At 56.3% G+C, this 17,139-nt stretch carries 18 protein-coding genes and 1 other annotated feature; of the genes, 13 read left to right on the forward strand and 5 right to left on the reverse strand.

From position 1 onward, the window contains the following. Both ABS761_RS15095 and ABS761_RS15100 read right to left on the reverse strand, forming a co-directional pair. On the reverse strand, nucleotides 1–384 hold a 384-nt coding region (locus ABS761_RS15095; RefSeq protein WP_350409161.1), incomplete at its 3' end, for a transposase. A 70-nt stretch (nucleotides 385–454) separates the two neighbouring features. After that, nucleotides 455–1,387, reverse strand: coding sequence for an alpha/beta fold hydrolase (locus ABS761_RS15100; protein WP_350409162.1), 933 nt, complete (start codon nucleotides 1,385–1,387; stop codon nucleotides 455–457). Nucleotides 1,388–2,575: 1,188 nt separating this feature from the next. Here ABS761_RS15100 and ABS761_RS15105 point away from each other — a divergent pair. After that, nucleotides 2,576–3,142 (forward strand): peroxiredoxin, encoded by a 567-nt coding sequence (locus ABS761_RS15105; RefSeq protein ID WP_350409163.1) that lies wholly within the window; start codon nucleotides 2,576–2,578, stop codon nucleotides 3,140–3,142. 113 nt (nucleotides 3,143–3,255) lie between these two features. Here the strand turns inward: ABS761_RS15105 and ABS761_RS15110 are convergent, their stop codons facing one another. Both ABS761_RS15110 and ABS761_RS16950 read right to left on the reverse strand, forming a co-directional pair. Beyond that, nucleotides 3,256–5,442 (reverse strand): DNA/RNA helicase domain-containing protein, encoded by a 2,187-nt coding sequence (locus ABS761_RS15110; protein ID WP_350409164.1) that lies wholly within the window; start codon nucleotides 5,440–5,442, stop codon nucleotides 3,256–3,258. Beyond that, complete coding sequence (locus tag ABS761_RS16950; protein ID WP_502881453.1) at nucleotides 5,439–6,026, reverse strand: nucleotide pyrophosphohydrolase; 588 nt, start codon at nucleotides 6,024–6,026, stop codon at nucleotides 5,439–5,441. Before ABS761_RS16950 ends, ABS761_RS15110 begins: the two co-directional genes overlap by 4 nt. A gap of 184 nt (nucleotides 6,027–6,210) precedes the next feature. On the opposite strand from ABS761_RS16950, the gene ABS761_RS15120 reads away from it, so the two are divergent. Then, on the forward strand, nucleotides 6,211–6,597 hold the full coding sequence (locus ABS761_RS15120) for an FAD-binding protein (RefSeq protein ID WP_350409166.1): 387 nt from the start codon (nucleotides 6,211–6,213) through the stop codon (nucleotides 6,595–6,597). Here the strand turns inward: ABS761_RS15120 and ABS761_RS15125 are convergent. Next, nucleotides 6,594–7,828 (reverse strand): IS3 family transposase gene (locus ABS761_RS15125; RefSeq protein ID WP_350409167.1). Its coding sequence is split into 2 segments (ribosomal slippage): nucleotides 6,594–7,549 and nucleotides 7,549–7,828, totalling 1,236 coding nucleotides; the frame shifts between segments, so codons are not numbered across the junction. The genes ABS761_RS15120 and ABS761_RS15125 overlap by 4 nt on opposite strands. Beyond that, nucleotides 7,434–7,550: a sequence feature (AL1L pseudoknot), on the reverse strand. Its footprint overlaps the gene before it by 117 nt. A 416-nt stretch (nucleotides 7,829–8,244) precedes the next feature. Between ABS761_RS15125 and ABS761_RS15130 the strand changes: the two genes are divergently transcribed. The 11 genes from ABS761_RS15130 (at nucleotide 8,245) to ABS761_RS15180 (ending at nucleotide 17,139) form a co-directional block, all read left to right on the forward strand. After that, nucleotides 8,245–8,910: a DsbA family oxidoreductase gene (locus tag ABS761_RS15130; protein WP_350409168.1), complete on the forward strand. Its 666-nt coding sequence runs from the start codon at nucleotides 8,245–8,247 to the stop codon at nucleotides 8,908–8,910. Nucleotides 8,911–9,012: 102 nt separating this feature from the next. Beyond that, nucleotides 9,013–10,191 carry a tRNA epoxyqueuosine(34) reductase QueG gene (queG, locus tag ABS761_RS15135; protein ID WP_350409269.1) on the forward strand — a complete coding sequence of 393 codons (1,179 nt, stop codon included), beginning with the start codon at nucleotides 9,013–9,015 and terminating at the stop codon, nucleotides 10,189–10,191. A 14-nt stretch (nucleotides 10,192–10,205) separates the two neighbouring features. Further along, the gene (locus ABS761_RS15140) at nucleotides 10,206–10,547 is read left to right on the forward strand and encodes a zinc ribbon domain-containing protein YjdM (RefSeq protein ID WP_350409169.1); all 342 of its coding nucleotides are present in this window, start codon (nucleotides 10,206–10,208) and stop codon (nucleotides 10,545–10,547) included. Between the two features lie 608 nt (nucleotides 10,548–11,155). Next, nucleotides 11,156–11,881 (forward strand): GntR family transcriptional regulator, encoded by a 726-nt coding sequence (locus ABS761_RS15145; protein ID WP_350409170.1) that lies wholly within the window; start codon nucleotides 11,156–11,158, stop codon nucleotides 11,879–11,881. A 22-nt stretch (nucleotides 11,882–11,903) separates the two neighbouring features. Next, nucleotides 11,904–12,989 (forward strand): ABC transporter substrate-binding protein, encoded by a 1,086-nt coding sequence (locus tag ABS761_RS15150; protein ID WP_350409171.1) that lies wholly within the window; start codon nucleotides 11,904–11,906, stop codon nucleotides 12,987–12,989. Nucleotides 12,990–13,028: 39 nt separating this feature from the next. Beyond that, nucleotides 13,029–13,931 (forward strand): ABC transporter permease, encoded by a 903-nt coding sequence (locus ABS761_RS15155; protein WP_350409172.1) that lies wholly within the window; start codon nucleotides 13,029–13,031, stop codon nucleotides 13,929–13,931. Next, entirely contained in the window at nucleotides 13,918–14,730 is an 813-nt protein-coding gene (locus tag ABS761_RS15160) for an ABC transporter permease (protein ID WP_350409174.1), read from the forward strand. The genes ABS761_RS15155 and ABS761_RS15160 overlap by 14 nt, the downstream gene beginning before the upstream one ends. A gap of 11 nt (nucleotides 14,731–14,741) precedes the next feature. Continuing rightward, the gene (locus ABS761_RS15165) at nucleotides 14,742–15,821 is read left to right on the forward strand and encodes an ABC transporter ATP-binding protein (RefSeq protein WP_350409175.1); all 1,080 of its coding nucleotides are present in this window, start codon (nucleotides 14,742–14,744) and stop codon (nucleotides 15,819–15,821) included. A gap of 15 nt (nucleotides 15,822–15,836) precedes the next feature. Beyond that, on the forward strand, nucleotides 15,837–16,157 hold the full coding sequence (locus ABS761_RS15170) for a hypothetical protein (protein WP_350409176.1): 321 nt from the start codon (nucleotides 15,837–15,839) through the stop codon (nucleotides 16,155–16,157). 2 nt (nucleotides 16,158–16,159) lie between these two features. Further along, nucleotides 16,160–16,453, forward strand: a complete 294-nt coding sequence (locus ABS761_RS15175) for an SH3-like domain-containing protein (protein ID WP_350409178.1) — start codon at nucleotides 16,160–16,162, stop codon at nucleotides 16,451–16,453. Between the two features lie 5 nt (nucleotides 16,454–16,458). Next, on the forward strand, nucleotides 16,459–17,139 hold the full coding sequence (locus tag ABS761_RS15180; RefSeq protein ID WP_350409179.1) for a nitrile hydratase subunit alpha: 681 nt from the start codon (nucleotides 16,459–16,461) through the stop codon (nucleotides 17,137–17,139).

A 17,139-nucleotide genomic window follows, 5' to 3' on the forward strand; every position in this document is an offset into this window, starting at 1 on the left:
CCAGCCGTCGAATGACGGCCACACGGGTGAGGAAATTTGCGTGACCCCAACTGGGGAAATCTGGAAGACCCTTGACATGGGCTCAAAACTGCCGTCCCGATCACGGGGAACTTCGATGCGGATCGGGCCGTCCTCGGTCAGCACCGTCTTGGCTCCCTTGCCATTGCGCTGGTTGGTGACCGCTGCGGGCTTGGCTGTGCCGGGCGAATAACCCAGGTGGTGATTGAGTTCACCAGCCAGCGCCCGTTCAATCAAGGCCTTCTTCAGGGCCAGCGTCGCTGCATTAATGGCTTCAGCCGTCATCGGGCCGTTGCCGAACTGTTCAAGCAGCTCGGCGGGAATCACCGGCAATACCGGCGGTGGGGTCTTCGTCTTGCGAGGCATAATCACTCCTTGAGTGCATGTTATGCCTTAAACACGAAATTAATGACAGGCCCCAGCTCTATGGGCCTGATCAGCGAGCTGCTGAGAGAAAAGCCTCGATCGCTATAGCCAGTGCCTCAGGCTGATCGAGATGGACCATATGCCCCGCTCGATCAATAACCCTGCGCTCAACAGACCGGACCTTGCTCAGCCGCCCCTCGAATTCAGAACGAGGGTATTTATCATTGCCCTGCCACCCCTGGCCGTCATGTCCACCCTCCACCAACAGAACGGGCGCCTGGATCTCCTCCCACGTGGAGACGACCTCATCGCACCGGTAGATAAGGGGGTTGACACGTTTATGCACAGCATCCGCCGCAATGTGCCAGCGACCATCCTCTCCAAGCTCTGCCCAATGATGCGCGAGCCAGCGCCCATATTCCTGCTCGAGCAGCGGGCTTCTGCGCTTCAAGTGTTCAACGACCTCTTGCTCGCTCGCAAAAGAGCGTAATGTCGTTGGCGATTTCAGGCCCTGCAGCCATTGAGCAAGCCTAGCAGACGCTGCGGACGGGTCGGACCGGGGCAGACCAAAGCCCTCGACATTGATCAGGCGACGAACGCGCGTGGGGCATGTGCCCGCATAGACCATCACAATATTGCCGCCCATGCTGTGGCCCAGCAGATCGATTGGAGAGGCCGGCGATATGTAGTCAATGACGGCATCCAGGTCGCCGTAATAGTCGTGGAACGAATAACTGTCGACGGGCTGTGAGCCGCAGCTGCCGCCAAACCCCCGCCAGTCCAACGCGATGACCTCTCGGTCAGCGGACAGATAATCGACACAGCGTTGAAAGGAGGCTCCGATGTCCATCCAACCATGCGTCAGGAGAAGAGGTGGTGCGTTAAGCACAGAGCCGTTTTTAGGCGCCCACCGGTGAATCCTATAGGGCATCGTGCCTCGGATGGTGATCTGCTCGATGGTCGAGGCTCTGTGCGGGAGGTAAGGGGATGGCTGCGTGCTCATGCGCGGATTATAGAGGTTGTGAAAGCCCGGTAAAAACCTGTTCAGATGATAATTGAGGGTTGGACGGATACACGGCCTCGATCGTCAAGCTGTGTCGGTGGCCGCGCTAAAAAAACACAAATCGTGCGCAATACCCGACGGGTTCGCATCCTGCTGGCTTCGCACCACCCCTTGCGCCACGTCTGCGCGCACGCGGCGCGTGCCATGGCCCCGTAGCGCTGAAAAGTGCTGGCCCCCGCACGTTATAAACGAACGAGGGTTGGGGGAATTACGCCTGCGGCGCTGAAAAATGCAGTCTGCTCGCCACTGAAAATGCAGACGCTGCGGCTACCGACCCGTCAGGCCGAAAAATCAGCATGATCGGCTCGGTGACGAAATATGCAGGTTAGCTCGTCCACCGAGCGATACCGGAGCGGAAAAATCGCCTGATGCGATACGGCGGTAAAGACTTTGTGCGCCGCCGTTGAGTGCCATAGGGCCATGCACTCGACGGACGCCCCCCGCAATGACATAGAGCTGGGAACCTTCGCCATCGATTCGAGGGATATCGGCCGCTTGGATTGCCTCTCCGCCCTACCGACTTGACATAATGCTGAATCACTGATATCTTATACAGTTGTAGTGGCGGCGCACGGTGTGCTGCCACATTGCTTTGGGAGGAAAACCATTTCTACACCTAAACGTGTCGCCTGGAAAGATATCGTCACGCCACCGCTTAACTGGAAAGCCCCAAAGATATCCAAGCAAGAATCCGAGTCTGACGAGAACCAAAAAGACAAGGAAGAGCAAGGCGCCGATAAGTAAGCTTTTTGCCAACTGCGCTGTGAGCGTGTAGTTGGTAAAGCCGCGAAGCGTCTGCGGCCAGCGCCGGCCTAGCGTGGCCGCAGATTTCAAGGCCTGCCGATACAGGGGCAGGCCTTTTCTGTGGTGTGCCCGGCATGGGCGCACTCCTGCGGGTGCAAGTCCCGCCATCAGTTGATCACAGCGAATGAAGCGAAGCGCAACTGCGTGAGGGTGACCAAGCGTGGGAAATAAGAAATCCCCAAAACCCTCATGAACACCGCCTTTACGGCCGTCGTGTGATTCCGGCCCCGCACCAGTTCTTCAAGCCCCTCATGATTGCCCGAAAAATGTCACTTGTTCCAGACAACCCTTTTAAATGTCCGAAAAGCATGTCATTCTTCAGGCATGAAAAATGCGCCTCGAGGCTCCAACCTCAAATCCCAGGTCATCCATCGGATCACCGCAACGCTGATGGCGGTGTCTCTCATCGCGTTTCCCAGTCTGGCCGGTGCGATCGAGGTGGGCGATATGGCTCCCGATTTCCGCTTGCCGGGGGCCGATGGCGGCACTTATCAGCTGTCGGACTATCGCGGTAAGCAGGCAGTGGTGCTGGCCTGGTTTCCCAAGGCCAACACGCATGGCTGCACGATTGAATGCAAGTCGCTGGCGGAAAGCGGCGACCAGATCCGTCAGTTTGATGTGACGTATTTCATGGCCAGCGTCGACCCGCTGGCCGACAACGTCGACTTCGCGGAAAAGACCGAAGCCGATTTCCCCTTGCTGAGCGATGAAGACAAGTCAGTGGCCAAGGCCTACGGGGTGCTGGGCCTGCTGGGCGTTGCCAAACGGCATACCATTTATATCGGCAAGGACGGCCGTGTCTTGAAGATCGATACTCAAGTCCGGCCCGAAACGTCGGCGCAAGACATGGTCCGGAATCTCGGCGAGCTGGGGGTTGAGCGCCGCCACTGATCAGGCGGGCTTGATTGCGTAAGGGCTGGAAAACAGTCGGCAGGGCGGGAATGTGAGTCGGCCGGATGCCGGATCCGACTTATTGCGGTCGTCCCGGGCCAGCCTCAAAACCCTCAATCAATCACGCCCAAAAACTCGCCGACCACGCGATAACGATGCGCGTCATCGTCGCCGAGTTCAATGGTCGCCATGTCGGGATCATCGGATCGGGGCTTCAGCAGGATTCTCTGATGCTGCCATCCGTCGTCGGTCTCGACCTTGATGCTCTCGTATTCCTTGATGGTATATCGCGAGCCCGCATCGCCATCCTGGATGTCGTCGCATTCGACCAGCACGATTTTGCCGTTCCGGCTGCCGGCGGGGTTCAGGCGGAACAGGCAGGTGGCGCCGTTTGGAATGATCGTGTTCATTGATTCGCCGACCACCCGGCAGGCGAAAATGTCCTTGCCTATTGGCATGCCCTGCGGCACGGCGATCCAGTGTTCGTGCTCGACGTGCTGCAGCGCGCTGAAACCGCCCGCGGCAGCCTGCAGGTCATAAAAAGGCACCGCGTTGACGTACGGCTCCAGCTTTTCAGCCGGCTTGGCCAGCGGGACGACATTGGATCGATAGGCGGGTATGTGCCGCTTCAGGTAGTTGCGCAGGCCTTCGTCGCACGCATAGACGAAGGTTCCCTTGATGCCTCGCAGCATGATGGTTTTGTAGATGTTCAGTATGTATTGCTTCAGCTCCTCTGGATCGTCGATGGTCTGCTTGCCATTGCGGTCGTGGTAGCCTTCCTTGTCGATGACGATCCGGTCCAGCTTCGCGTCATAGCGGATCTCATGGCCGAAGATCACGCCCGCATAGTTCAGGTCGTAACCCTGGGTCGTGTGAATGCAGCCGACTTCGTGCTCGGCGCCCGGTGTGTTGATGAAGTCTATGGTGGTGCTGTTCCAGCGCAGTTGGACATCCGCGATCCGGATGTCGTATGCATCCGGGTCTTTCCTGGATACCCACGGCCACGCGTAGCCGGCGACCAGCCGCGCAAGGCCATGCGCCTGATTCCGTCGATCGATTTCCTTCACCATGTCCGATAGCTTGTCGAACATCAGGAATTCGTACTTCTTGGAATGAAATGTCCCGGTGTCGGGCAGGTGCACGTTCAGCAGATCATCGAGGAACTGGACATAGTCCCAGCCTCCTTGAACCCGGAATTGGGAGACCAGCCGCATGACCTTCGAGTCGGGCGACGATTTGATGGCCTGGAAATCGGCGGCGTTCGCATCGGACGGTTTGATGCTCTGGCCCGCGTCATAGAAAAAGACGGCCTTGCTTGACTGTTGGGTGACCCAATCGATCTCGCTGCAGGTGTTCTTGTCCAATCCCAGGGCCGCGCAAGCTTTGTCGAAGGCGCCATAGTAGGCGCCCAGGTTCACCCGTTTGCGCAGCCGGTGCGATTCGTCCACCAGCACAATATCGTAGGATCCCTGTACCAGTTCTGACGGACTGATGACCATGTCCGGGCGCAGGCCGGCGATGTTCCGGAACGCCTTTTTCAAGGTGTTCCGGAACGACGCCATCGGCACGACCAGGGCCATGCGCGGCCGGGGATAAAGGGCCTTGATCTGCACCAGCAGCTCGCGCAGCTCGGCCTCCTCTTCGGAAAACTCGTGCAGCTCCAGTTCGGCATCATCGGTATGGATCAGCTTGAACAGGAATATGGCGAGGACGGATTTTCCCGTGCCGGCCCCACCTTCGACCATGAGATTCTTCAACCCTGGGTTCAACAGTGCCCGCATGATCTCGATCAAGCCCTCGCGCTGGTCGGCCGACAGGGATTTGTAGGGCGAATACTTGAAGACATCCGAGTTGTCGATGGACTCCAGGGAATGCGCTGCGACGCCGTGCGCCCGCAGCTTGTCCCAAGTTTCGCGAAAGGCTCTCGAATACAGCGCGTCCTTCTGGAAGTAGTTGTGATCGGCCAGGCCCAGGTTGCCGTTCAGCAGCCGGAAGCAGCCGTCGGCCGCCATATACTTGATCAGCGAGGATTCGATGTCGAGGGTGGCGGATTTATTGAAGCGTTCGCTGCTGATGAGGTGCACCGTGGTCAGCCGTTTCTTGTGCGGATGCTTGAGGTGGGTGCCCAGTCGGGTCAGTGTGTCGGTGGTTTCGCCGACGTAGGCATTGCGCGTCGCGCCGTCGCTGAGGATATAGACCAGCGGCCAATGGCCTGCGGCGTGTGCATGTGTCTGTATGCTCGCCAAGGCCTCCGGGGAAAATCCGTATCGCTTGACTTCGACAAGGTCCGCCTGGCTCATAGCTCGTTGTATTTCTTCGCGCTGCCCCGGGCTTTGTCGACCGGGTATTTTTCCTTGTTGCGTTCGATTTTATCCAGGACGATTTGCTGGGGGTCGAAGCCGTAGGCATCGGACAGCAGCAGTGCGTAGGCCAGCACGTCGGCCAGTTCCTCTTTGACCTTTTCGGGATCGGCGGCCTCGGGCGCCTTCCATAGAAACGCCTCCAACAGCTCGCCGGCCTCGATGCTCAGGGCTACCGCCAGGTCCTTGGGATTGTGAAACTGCTGCCAGTCGCGATCGTCGCGAAACTGGCGCAATCTTTGCAGGGCCTGGTCCATTTCCTTAGCCTTTTCCGGGGTTGATGTGTTGCCAAGGATGATAACTTGCGCCATTGCGGCTTGCACGCATCTCACCGATGCCGCGCTCATCTGCTGGGTGAGCGTCCCGTCCTTGCTGATTCGGCTTTGCTCGCGTCGGCCGTCGCCTGAAGCTCGGCGGTGATTTGCCCAGCGGCCGTGACCACTTGCTGCACGAGTTCCTCTTCCGAGGCATGGGGGGGGCTTTGCCTCGAAAGACCGCGACGATACTGCCCATGGCCGCGGCATCGTCGCCAAAGATCGGTGCCGCAACACCAGTGACGCCCGGGTCCAACTCCTCTCTTGAGATGTAGTATCCGGCGCGCTTGTTCTTCAGCAGGGTTGCATTGAAGGATTTCCAGTCCGCGCCGATGAAGTCTCGATCTGGAGAGCCCTCGCCCAAGTCGAACACCCTGCGGCGCATGCGAATACCGTGCTCGACATGAAGATTCCTTATCGTTTGTCGTCGCAAGTCGTGGAGCTCGTCAACGATAACGGGGCCGTCACCGGTGCCGTCATCGAGGCGAACGGCCAACGTCTACGGATTGCTGCACGGCTGGGTGTTGTTCTTGCCGCTGGCGGCTTCCCGCAGAACATCGCCCTGCGCCGCGCACATTTCGACCACTTGGCCGATCGTGATCATCATGTATCGCTGGCACCCGAGACCAACACGGGTGACGGCATTGAACTGGGTTCGGCGGCGGGCGCGTGCATCAGCAGCAAGCTATCGGCTGCGGCACCTTGGGCTCCAGTGTCCATCATCCAGCGGCCTGACGGCTCTACTGAATCACCCCGGTTTTCGCGGAGGCCATTTGGTTAAAGTAAAACGGGCTCCGCAGCCTGGATTGTGGGCTGCTGATAGTACCGTTGTTCAGCCTCGGCCGGCGGGATGTCTCCAATCAATTCCAGCAGCCGCTGGTGATTGAACCAGGCCACCCATTCCAGTGTGGCCAGTTCGACGGCAGCCTTGGTCTTCCAGGGGCCGCAGTTGTGAATCACTTCGGCTTTGTACAACCCGTTGATGGTCTCGGCCAGTGCATTATCGTAGGCGTCACCCGTGTTGCCTACCGACGGATTGATACCCGTCTCGCCCAGCCGCTCAGAATAGCGAATTGACACGTATTGGGCCCTCCTGTCGGAGTGGTGAATCAGTCCATCGGATGGATCTGGCCGCCGGTCATACCAGGCCTGTTCCAGCGCATCGAGCAAGAAGTCGGTGCTCATCGACGAACTGGCTTGCCACCCCACGATCCGCTTGGCATAGGCGTCGATCACAAAGGCCACGTATAGCCATCCCTGCCAAGTCGACACATAGGTGAAATCGGTCACCCACAGGCGGTTGGGCTGATCGGCGTGAAATGCCCGACGCACCAGGTCACGCGGGCACGGCTTGGATGGGTCCGGGACCGTCGTGCGTACCCGCTTGCCCCGGCGCACCCCTCCGATGCCCATGTGCCGCATCAAGCGCTCAACCGTGCAGCGGGCAATGGGCTTGCCCTCCCGGTGCATCTGGCGCCAGACTTTGCGGACGCCGTAAACCTGGAAGTTCCAGCCCCAAATACCACGGATATCGACCATCTGCTGCTCGTCGCTCTGCGCTCGATGGCTGCGTAGTGCCGGATTACGGCACCGGGCAGCACGGCGCCTGCAGGCCGACGGGGTGACCTGCAACACCCGGCAGATAGGCTCGACCCCGTGCAGATCTCGATGCCCATCGATGTAGGCGTTCACTTCTTCAGTTGGCGGTCGAGCTCCGCCTGGGCGAAAAAAGCGCTCGCTGTTCTGAGGATCTCATTGGCTCGGCGCAATTCCTTGACCTCGCGTTCAAGTGCCTTGAGGCGCTCGCGTTCCTCGCTGCTCACGCCGGGGCGCACACCGCTATCGATCTCTGCGCGCTTGACCCAATCCAACAGCGTAGTCGGCGTACAGCCAATCTTCGGGGCGATAGAACCGACCGCTGCCCACAGTGACGGGTATTCGCCGCGATGCTCCTGCACCAGCCGCACGGCGCGTTCGCGCACTTCCGGGGAAAACTTCGTTTGGTTTGCCATGACTCCATTCTCTCAAGGTTTGGAGCCTCCGCAAAACCCGGGGTGATTCATTGAGCAAAACAAGGGTGAACTGAGCCATGCTCTGGCCAAGCAAATGCCGGTGCTGAGCGAGCCCGGCGTATGGACGGAGATCATCGACGCCGTATCACAAGTTTTCCAAGAGGACCTGACTGCCGATAGTCATATCCTCGACCGCTACCATCCGTCACGACCCGCTGGCGGAGAGTCATGAATGATGTGCCTGCCAAAGTGTCGTTCGTAAGCCCCCCTCACAGTAGGCGCCAGCCAGGCGCGAGGTCGTCGAGCAGCTGGTGTAGTCCAGGTTTTTGTCCGCACCCCCCCTGTGCAGGTTCCGCTGGGTCATTACACCCTCGGATAGAATATTGACATTGCCATCCCCTTAGCAGGAGCCACATATGACCGCCCGGATCAAGATCGATTTTGTTTCCGATGTGTCTTGCCCATGGTGCGCGGTGGGGCTCGCTTCGCTGGAGGGCGCCTTGTCCAGGCTGGATGGCGAGCTCGAGGCTGACATTCACTTCCAGCCGTTCGAGCTGAACCCGGATATGCCGCCCGAGGGGCAGAATACCGTCGAGCGCCTGTCGCGCAAGTACGGGATGACACCCGAGCAGGTGCGGCACAACGGGGAAGTCATCACGGCGCGCGGCCGTGAAGTCGGTTTCACGTTCAATATGGACAAGCGCACGCACACGTACAACACCTTCGATGCGCATCGGCTGCTGCATTGGGCTGGCCTCGAAGGCCATCAGTTGAACCATCAGCTGAACCTGAAGCACGCGCTCCTGAAGGCGTACTTCACGGACGGTGAAAATCCCAGTGCACATGATGTGCTGGTCAGGCTGTGCGGCGAGTCGGGGCTGGATGTCGAACGCGCGCGCGCGATTCTCGATTCCGACGAGTACGCGGCGGACGTGCGTGAGCGCGAGCGATTCTACGCGCAGCAGGGCATCCAGTCCGTACCCTCCATCATTCTGGATGACCGACACCTCGTCCAGGGCGGGCAGCCGCCCGAGGTTTTTGAGCGCGTGCTGCGCCAGGTGGCCGGCGTCGCCGCATCCTGAGGCGATTCTGAGGGCGGTACAGAGAATTGCAGTGGCATGACGACGTCTTTAGCAACCCCATCCTCGCCAAAAAATGCCGATCGCGTCCAGTGGCTGCGGCAGATACGGGTCTGGGCGCGCGAGCTCGGGTTTTCCCAGATCGGCGTCTCGGGGGTGGATCTGTCCTCGGCCGAGCCGCAGCTGTTGCAATGGCTGGCCCTCGGTTATCACGGCGACCTGCACTACATGGAGCGGCATGGCCTCAAGCGTGCGCGTCCGGCTGAACTGGTTCCGGGCACGGTCAGCGTGATCACCGCACGCATGCCCTATCTGCCGCGCGGCACCACCCCGCCCGACTGGCAAGCGCGTGAGCGCGCCCGGCTGGCGGAACCGGGCGAGGGCGTGGTTTCGCTTTATGCGCGGGGGCGCGACTATCACAAGGTGGTGCGTGCGCGCCTGCGAAAATTGTGTGATCACATCGAGACACTGGTCGGCCCGTTTGGTTATCGTGCTTTTTCAGACTCGGCGCCGGTGCTGGAAAAGGATCTGGCCAGCCGCAGCGGCCAGGGGTGGCGCGGCAAGCATTCCCTGGTGCTCTCGCGCGATGCGGGATCGATGTTCTTTCTGGGCGAAATTTTTGTGGACTTCGCCCTGGCGCCCACCGATTCCGTCAGCGCGCATTGTGGCACCTGTACCGCCTGCATCGACGCTTGCCCTACGGGGGCCATCGTCGCGCCGGGCGTGGTGGATGCGCGCCGCTGCATTTCCTACCTCACGATAGAAAATCACGGCCCCATCCCCGAGGAACTGCGCCCGCTAATGGGCAATCATATCTATGGCTGTGACGACTGTCAGACGATCTGCCCCTGGAACAAGTACGCGCAGACCACCGAGCTGCCCGACTTCGACGAGCGTTCGCCGTTGGTCGGCCGGCAGCTTGTCGAGCTGTTCGCCTGGGATGAGGCAACGTTTCTCAAGCGCACCGAGGGCGGGCCGATCCGGCGCATCAACCACGAACGCTGGTTGCGCAACATTGCCGTGGCGCTGGGCAACGCCTTGCGCCAGGCCGCCGATGCGGAACAGGCCCGGGCACTGCGTGCCGCACTACACAGCCGCGCCGACCACGAAAGCGCCCTGGTGCGCGAGCATGTCGCCTGGGCGCTGGCGCAGCGCGACCCGGTAGCCCGCGCGATAAGTTCGCGCCCAGGCCCTGGTTCTAGCTATAGTCACGGTGAGGCAAGTCCCAGTAACAGTGGAACGAGCCTTGACGGAAGTGAAACAAGCCCAAACGAAAATGATTAGGTTGGACTGCATCCATGACTGATTTTCCGAATTGCCCCGAATGCGCCGCCCAGGATACCTACCAGGACGGCGGTCACTATATCTGTTCGCATTGCGCGCATGAATGGCCTGTCGAGGCCGAGTCCGTTGGTTCAGTGGACGACGTCCGCGTGGTTCTGGACAGCAATGGCAATCCTTTGGTGACCGGGGATGCCGTCATCCTGATCAAGGACCTCAAGCTCAAGGGTTCATCCAGTACCCTCAAGAAAGGCACCAAGATCAAAAGTATCCGCATTGTCGACGGCGATCATGAGGTTGACTGCAAGGTCGATGGCATGGCGGTGATGCTCAAGGCCGAGTTCCTGAAAAAAGCCTGAGACTTCAATGCCTCACGCAGCAGTGCGTTCAAACGCGCGATAACAGCCGGTGAGCACGCGCCAGCCTCTCACTCAATAAAAAGGCGGAAAGCCGCTGCCTGCGTTCTGAAACAAGCGGCGCACATGGCGTGTGCTGATCCCCATCCGCACCCCCCTAGCGGCGACAGTCATTTTTACGCCCTCGATTACCCGGATTGCGCATGAGGCGGCGTGCTATCCCGGCTAGGTGTTTATACCGATCCTGTAAGATTCAATTAGTTACATACAAGCCTTTCATCGGTACTGGAAAAACTGATGATGATGGCCTTATTTATGAAAATTTCCAAAGATATTTTTATAACTAATTGATTATACGTATTTTTATTGTATCAAATCGTACGAATACTATTGTTCAGCAACTATGGAAGCATAGTAAAAATATGTATTTTTAGCGTATACATTAATTGTTAAAATTCTTTTTTCGTGAATATTAAGCGCAGAACAGCTTGCATAGCCCGTCTTATTCATGTACTTTTGCCGCTCTTATAGCTATTTAGCAACTATAAGCATACAAAATGTAACCACGTAGAATTTTGCGTATACGCAAAATTCGATAAGGATTTCTGGCCATGGCGCTGAATCTCGATGCCTACGATCGCATAAGGGCAATGATTTTTGACGGATCTATCGGCGTCGGTGAGCGTCTGCTGGAGACGGTGCTTGCCGAGCGGCTGGCGATGTCCCGTACTCCTGTTCGAGAGGCGTTGCAGCTTTTACTTGCCGAAGGCGTCCTAGAGACCTACAGCCAGGGCATTAGGGCCAAGATTTATAGCTCTGAGGAAATTCTCGAGATCTATGACTGTCGAGTCCTGCTTGAGGGCGAGTCGGTGAGGTTGACGGCGCTTTCGGGGTTGGGACACAGCGCTCGCACCATCATGGAGCAAGCACTGCATGCATCTGAAGAGTTGCTGGCCCGAGGCCCGGATGATGCTGATGAAGGGGGGAGTGAATTTAAAGAGCAATTCCTTATCTACAACAATGCTTTTCATCATGCGCTGTATGGAGCGTGCCCGAACAGCACATTACGTCAATTAACCCAGAAATTTAGCAATCTTCCCGCTTCAATAAGAAATTATTTTTCGTTTAGCAATCACCAGATCGAGGAGAGTCATCACTCGCATTGGCAAATATTCAATGCGGTAGTGTCAGGCGAAAGCGAGAGGGCAGCGGCACAAATGCGTGAGCATATTTGGATGGCAAGAGATCGGATGGATCCGACATCTTTCAACTCGCACAGAAAAGACATAACGCATTCCAACATACCAGAGTCGGGGCATGCCCCCCATTCTGCTTAATTAAATCCAAGGGAGTTTCATCATGATTCGTGACAAACAGAGAACGGGTACGCCAATCAGCAGCCTCTCGAGGCGCACGCTACTCAAGACGGCCGCGTTAGGCGCTGTGGCCGTCTCAGCGCCATGGATCACCACTGTGGCGCGGGCCAGTGGCCAGCTCACGGTCATTCTCAACCAAGGGTTGTTGGCCAAACTCTGGATTGATGAGCTGAATCCAAAATTCGAAAAAGAAACCGGCGCAACATTAAACGTCCAGCAGTCCGTTACGGGCAATATGCTGGCTATGCTGAAGACTCAAAAAGACAATCCCCCCGATCTGATGCAGTTTTCAGAAGCCGGGGTGTTTCAGGCCCGTGATGAGGGGCTGTTGCGGCAGCTCAATACAGCCAGCATTCCAAATTGGAAGTATCTGAATAATGCTTTCAATATGGCTGATGATCATTCAGCGGGAATGCTGGATGCGATGAACACTATTTTCTTTAATACTGATTCCGTCAAAGACGCCCCACGGTCGTGGGCCGAATTGTGGGATCCGGCCAACAAAGGAAAAATAGCCATCCCGCCGGTTGCGTGGAATAACGGCGTGCGTCTGATCGTGACCGCCGCCCAAGTTGCGACAGGCAAACCGCTGGCGGAGGCCCAATACGACATTGAAGCAGGAATTCAGCATCTGGCAAAGCTCAAGAAAAACGACGTGACGGTGTATAACGGTGCGCCGGAGGCCTTGCAGTTGCTGCAAAGCGGCCAAGCGTCGCTGGTTCCTTTTTATGTCTCGTTCGCTGCGCCGCTTATCACAAAAGGCGCGCCGATTTACCCCGCGGCAGTCCTCAAGGAAGGCAAAGAGGGTGAGATCGTCGGGTTCAACATGCCGGTCAACGCGAAAAATGTCGAGTTGGCGCACGCCTATATAAATATGAGTCTGGAAAAAGACTTTCAAGAAAAAATAGATAGTGTGTTACGGGCCCGATGTGCGCATATCGATGTATCGCCTTCAGCCGACACATTGAAATTGATTGGTCCGCCGGAAAATACAAATTATGCCGACTGGGCTTTCTTGTCTAAAAACAGAAGGAAGATTTCTGAAATGTGGAATGAGGTTTTTGGATAATTTGACTTTTTATTTTTGAATAACTATTGGCGCGGCAAGATGAGTCTCAACAGCACTGCTCTAAATCCGACTGCACAAAGCAAGGGCTTTTGGCATACGCATGGTGGCATGCTGTTGATGCTCATGCCGCTTCTGGCGTTTTTGTTTGTATTCTATGCCATACCATTTGGAAATTTGGTAGGCCAGAGCCTGACGTATTCGAGCGCGGATGAGGGCGCTCATGGTGGACTGACTTTTTATCAGTATATAAAGACATACGAGAGCGGTCGTATTGTCCGAGCGATAGTCCGGACGTTCAGGATCTCCATCGTTACCGTCATCATTACCCTTTTAGCGTCCTACCCTCTGGCACTATTCCTGCTGCGCTCGGGTCGCGTGGTAAGGACGACAATATTGCTGGTAACGTTTGTCTCGCTTGCCTCCAGCCTGATCGTGCGTAATTACGGTTGGGTCGTGGTGCTGGCCGATGGCGGGGCGATAAATAGTTTGCTTATGGCCCTGGGAATGATCGATCGGCCGGTGCGCCTGATTTTTTCCGAGTCTGCGATTGTCCTGGGCTTGGTGCATTTTTCGATTCCATTCATGGTGCTGCCAATCTATGGTTCGTTGTTGCGATTGCCTGTTTCTTTTCGGGAGGCATCCCTTTCGTTAGGTGGCACGGAGTGGCGTACATTCAGAACGATCATCTTGCCGCTTAGTTTGCCCGGAGTGTTTGGCGGAACCATGCTGGCTTTTGCAGTCAGTATGAGTGCCTACGTCACGCCGCTGATGCTGGGGTCGCCGTCGACGGCCATGATTTCCCAAGTGGCGGCAGATCAGATGCTCATCCATCTTAATTTTCCATTGGGTTCGGCCATTATTGTGATGCTCACCGTGCTCACTTTTGCATTGGTGGCGTGTTATTCCTTAGTTCTCAGGAAGGTCTTCCGTGCGGAAATCTGAAGCGATCAGCCGGACTGGTTTCGATGCCATCATGTCCGTTATTGGTGTGGCAACAACTCTATTCCTGGTTTTTCCGGTATTTTTAACCGCAATAGTTTCATTCAATGCTTCGTTTTTTATCGAGTTTCCACCAAAATCATTCTCGTTGAGTTGGTATGGCAATATCGCTAATATCCATAAGATTTTCGATGCGACAATAGTCAGTGTATTGATAGCGCTCGGCAGCGCGTTGGTTGCAGTCATTCTGGCGATTGGAGGGAGCCTGGCGCTGACGCGCTCCACTCTGCCCGGGCGTACGGCTTTGACGGCTTTTCTATTGTCGCCCATCACGGTCCCGATGGTGGCGATTGGCATCGCCCTGATTCAGTTTTTCATTCTGATCGGCACGGCATTTACCTGGTATAGCCTGTTGATTGGGCATATCGTGCTGGTCGTGGCGTATCCCATACGCACTCTAGTGGCTTCATTGACCTTGAGCAACCCCTCATTGGAGGAGGCCGCCCTGTCATTGGGGGCCAGCCGGTATAAGATGTTTCTCACCGTGATTCTGCCTCAAATGAAACCAGGTTTGATCAGTGGATTTCTATTCGCATTTCTGGTCAGTTTTGATAATTATCCGATCAGTGTTTTTCTGGTGCGAGGCGGCCTCACCACGATGCCTATTGAGATTTTCAACTATATAACGCAAAACCTCGACCCGACGCCTGCGGCGTTTTCAACGCTATATATATTAATTGTTAGCATTATTATCGGTGTTGCAGAAAAGCGGTACCGCATCATTTCTTACTCCATAAATTAAGAGCATGAATCATGGATGGACTCGAGTTAAGCGGTGTCAATGTGTGGTTGGGTGAACAGCATATTCTCAAGGATGTGAATTTGTCCGTTGCGCAAGGGGAGTGCGTGGCCCTTTTAGGGCCCTCGGGCTGCGGGAAAACGACGACTTTGAGAACCGTGGCCGGATTTATTCAGCCGCAGATGGGCGAAGTGTTGATCGCGAGAAAGTCTACTCGCGGATTACCACCCAACAAGAGGAATGTTGGGCTCGTCTTTCAGGACTATGCCTTGTTTCCTCATATGACGATAGGCGAAAACATCGGTTATGGCTTGCGTATGCGGCATGTGGCGGCCGCTGAGATTGCGGTGCGTGTTCACGACGCCCTGGAGATGGTTCAGCTCGAGCATGTTAGAGATCGTTTCCCTGCCAATCTGTCAGGTGGCCAGCGCCAGCGTGTGGCGTTGGCTCGCGCCTTGGTCATACGCCCGGATATTTTGCTGCTTGATGAGCCGCTTGGGGCGCTGGATCGGAAATTACGTGATCAGATGCAGGTCGAGCTTAAGCAATTGCAGAGACGTCTGGGTATTACCACCATTATCGTCACACATGATCAGGAGGAGGCGCTGTCGCTGGCCGATCGCGTGGCAGTCATGTTTAACGGGGAAATCAAGGAAATTGGGGAGCCAGCGAGACTGTATGAGCGCCCAGCCAGCAGAGAGGTCATGGATTTCCTAGGCAGTACTAACCTTTTCCCAGGGACAATTGTCAACCAGGAAACCGGCACGTTGACCGTCGAGGGGCCCGAGGGGTTGCTGCTCAATATAAAAACCGATCAATCTTTTAGAGATGCGGACATATTGCTTGGCATTCGCCCCGAGCATATCAAGCTCGTTCCTTTGGAGGATAAAGGAGGCGATTGCGTAACCGGATCCGTCGTGGAATGTGTATATAAGGGCGGCCTGGTCGAGGTTCATACGCGATTGAGCGATGGTAAGCCGGTCAAGATCAGCTCGACGGCGCTGGAAGCATCGCAATTTAATCTCGAGCGTACAGGGGCACGTGTGAACTTAAGGATCAGTCCTGAACATGTGCAAATATTCGATGCGCATTAATGGTGAGGTTTTTTTATGATGGAACGAAAAGTGAATGATGTTGGCGGGCTCCAGGGTGGTCCTGTGGTTCCGCATGCCCCAGCGCTGACACTACACCAAAAGCGCATCGATGCGTTGGTGATGCTGCTCTCCAATCCCAAGATCAATGCGTTCAAGGTTGATGCACTGCGTCGCGCAATCGAGCAGAGCACCAAAGGCGAGTATCACAAGTTCGGGTATTACGATAAATGGATTCGAGCGATCCGAGACCTGCTGATTGAGCAGGAGGTTTTGTCGAAAAATGAGATCGAGGAACGCATTGAGTTACTGCGATTGACTGCTGCACGAGAAAAGTAGGCATGGATACTCCACGTTTGCCCTTAGGCGCCTGGGTAAAGGTCAGCAATCACACTCCCGAAGCGCATTGCCGTACACCGTGCTATCTGCGTGGCGTCATCGGCAGGGTTGAGGAAGTGGTCGGGCGGTATCGCGACCCTTCGCGACTGGCTTTCCATAAGCCCGGGCTCCCAATGCTCTGGCTCTATAGGGTGCGCTTTCGGCAACAAGATATCTGGCCGAGTTATGCCGGTGGCGAAAATGATACCGTGATCGCCGATCTCTATGAGCATTGGCTCGATATATTGATGGAGTAATAGTTATGTCTTCACATGGCCACGATCACGATCACGATCACGATCACGATCACGATCATCCGCATGAGCCCATCGTTGACGAGGATCCTACGGGCACCTACGAGAATCTCCTGGAAACGGCGATTCGCCAATTGCTGATTGAAAAGGGCGTGCTGACTGAGGCGGATATCCATCGCCAGATCGATATCCAGGATAGTCGTACTCCCGCACTGGGCGCAAAGATCATCGCCAGGGCATGGACCAATCCGGAATTCAAGGCTGATTTATTAAAGGCCCCTCTGGATGCAATCAATCGGGTATTCGATCTGGAGATCAATACGCCACTGGAGCTCGTCGTGCTGGAGAATACGCCCGATGTGCATCACGTCGTGGTTTGCACATTATGCTCTTGTTATCCTCGCATGTTGTTGGGTGTTCCTCCCGATTGGTATAAGGCGGTGGACTATCGCTCTCGCGTGGTTGTGGAGCCACGCAAGGTGCTCGCCGAGTTTGGGACAGTCATTCCCTCCGATGTCGAAGTGCGTGTATCGGACAGCACGGCGGATGTCCGCTATCTGGTTTTGCCGATGCGGCCCGCGGGCACAGAAAATATGGACGAGCAGGGCTTGGCAGCATTGATTTCGCGCGATGCCATGATTGGGACGGCATTGCCCGGCAATGCACCTGCTCAGCGCACAGATTCATAG

It is taken from the genome of Castellaniella sp. GW247-6E4, assembly GCF_040276065.1.
GTDB lineage: Bacteria > Pseudomonadota > Gammaproteobacteria > Burkholderiales > Burkholderiaceae_B > Castellaniella.

Bases quoted from the DNA above. Each gene is read 5' to 3' on its own strand.
- ABS761_RS15100 (WP_350409162.1), bottom strand. From the start codon at position 1,387: ATGAGCACGCAGCCATCCCCTTACCTCCCGCACAGAGCCTCGACCATC.
- ABS761_RS15105 (WP_350409163.1), top strand. From the start codon at position 2,576: ATGAAAAATGCGCCTCGAGGCTCCAACCTCAAATCCCAGGTCATCCAT.
- ABS761_RS15110 (WP_350409164.1), bottom strand. From the start codon at position 5,442: ATGAGCCAGGCGGACCTTGTCGAAGTCAAGCGATACGGATTTTCCCCG.
- ABS761_RS16950 (WP_502881453.1), bottom strand. From the start codon at position 6,026: ATGCCGCGGCCATGGGCAGTATCGTCGCGGTCTTTCGAGGCAAAGCCC.
- ABS761_RS15130 (WP_350409168.1), top strand. From the start codon at position 8,245: ATGACCGCCCGGATCAAGATCGATTTTGTTTCCGATGTGTCTTGCCCA.
- ABS761_RS15140 (WP_350409169.1), top strand. From the start codon at position 10,206: ATGACTGATTTTCCGAATTGCCCCGAATGCGCCGCCCAGGATACCTAC.
- ABS761_RS15145 (WP_350409170.1), top strand. From the start codon at position 11,156: ATGGCGCTGAATCTCGATGCCTACGATCGCATAAGGGCAATGATTTTT.
- ABS761_RS15150 (WP_350409171.1), top strand. From the start codon at position 11,904: ATGATTCGTGACAAACAGAGAACGGGTACGCCAATCAGCAGCCTCTCG.
- ABS761_RS15155 (WP_350409172.1), top strand. From the start codon at position 13,029: ATGAGTCTCAACAGCACTGCTCTAAATCCGACTGCACAAAGCAAGGGC.
- ABS761_RS15165 (WP_350409175.1), top strand. From the start codon at position 14,742: ATGGATGGACTCGAGTTAAGCGGTGTCAATGTGTGGTTGGGTGAACAG.
- ABS761_RS15170 (WP_350409176.1), top strand. From the start codon at position 15,837: ATGATGGAACGAAAAGTGAATGATGTTGGCGGGCTCCAGGGTGGTCCT.
- ABS761_RS15175 (WP_350409178.1), top strand. From the start codon at position 16,160: ATGGATACTCCACGTTTGCCCTTAGGCGCCTGGGTAAAGGTCAGCAAT.
- ABS761_RS15180 (WP_350409179.1), top strand. From the start codon at position 16,459: ATGTCTTCACATGGCCACGATCACGATCACGATCACGATCACGATCAC.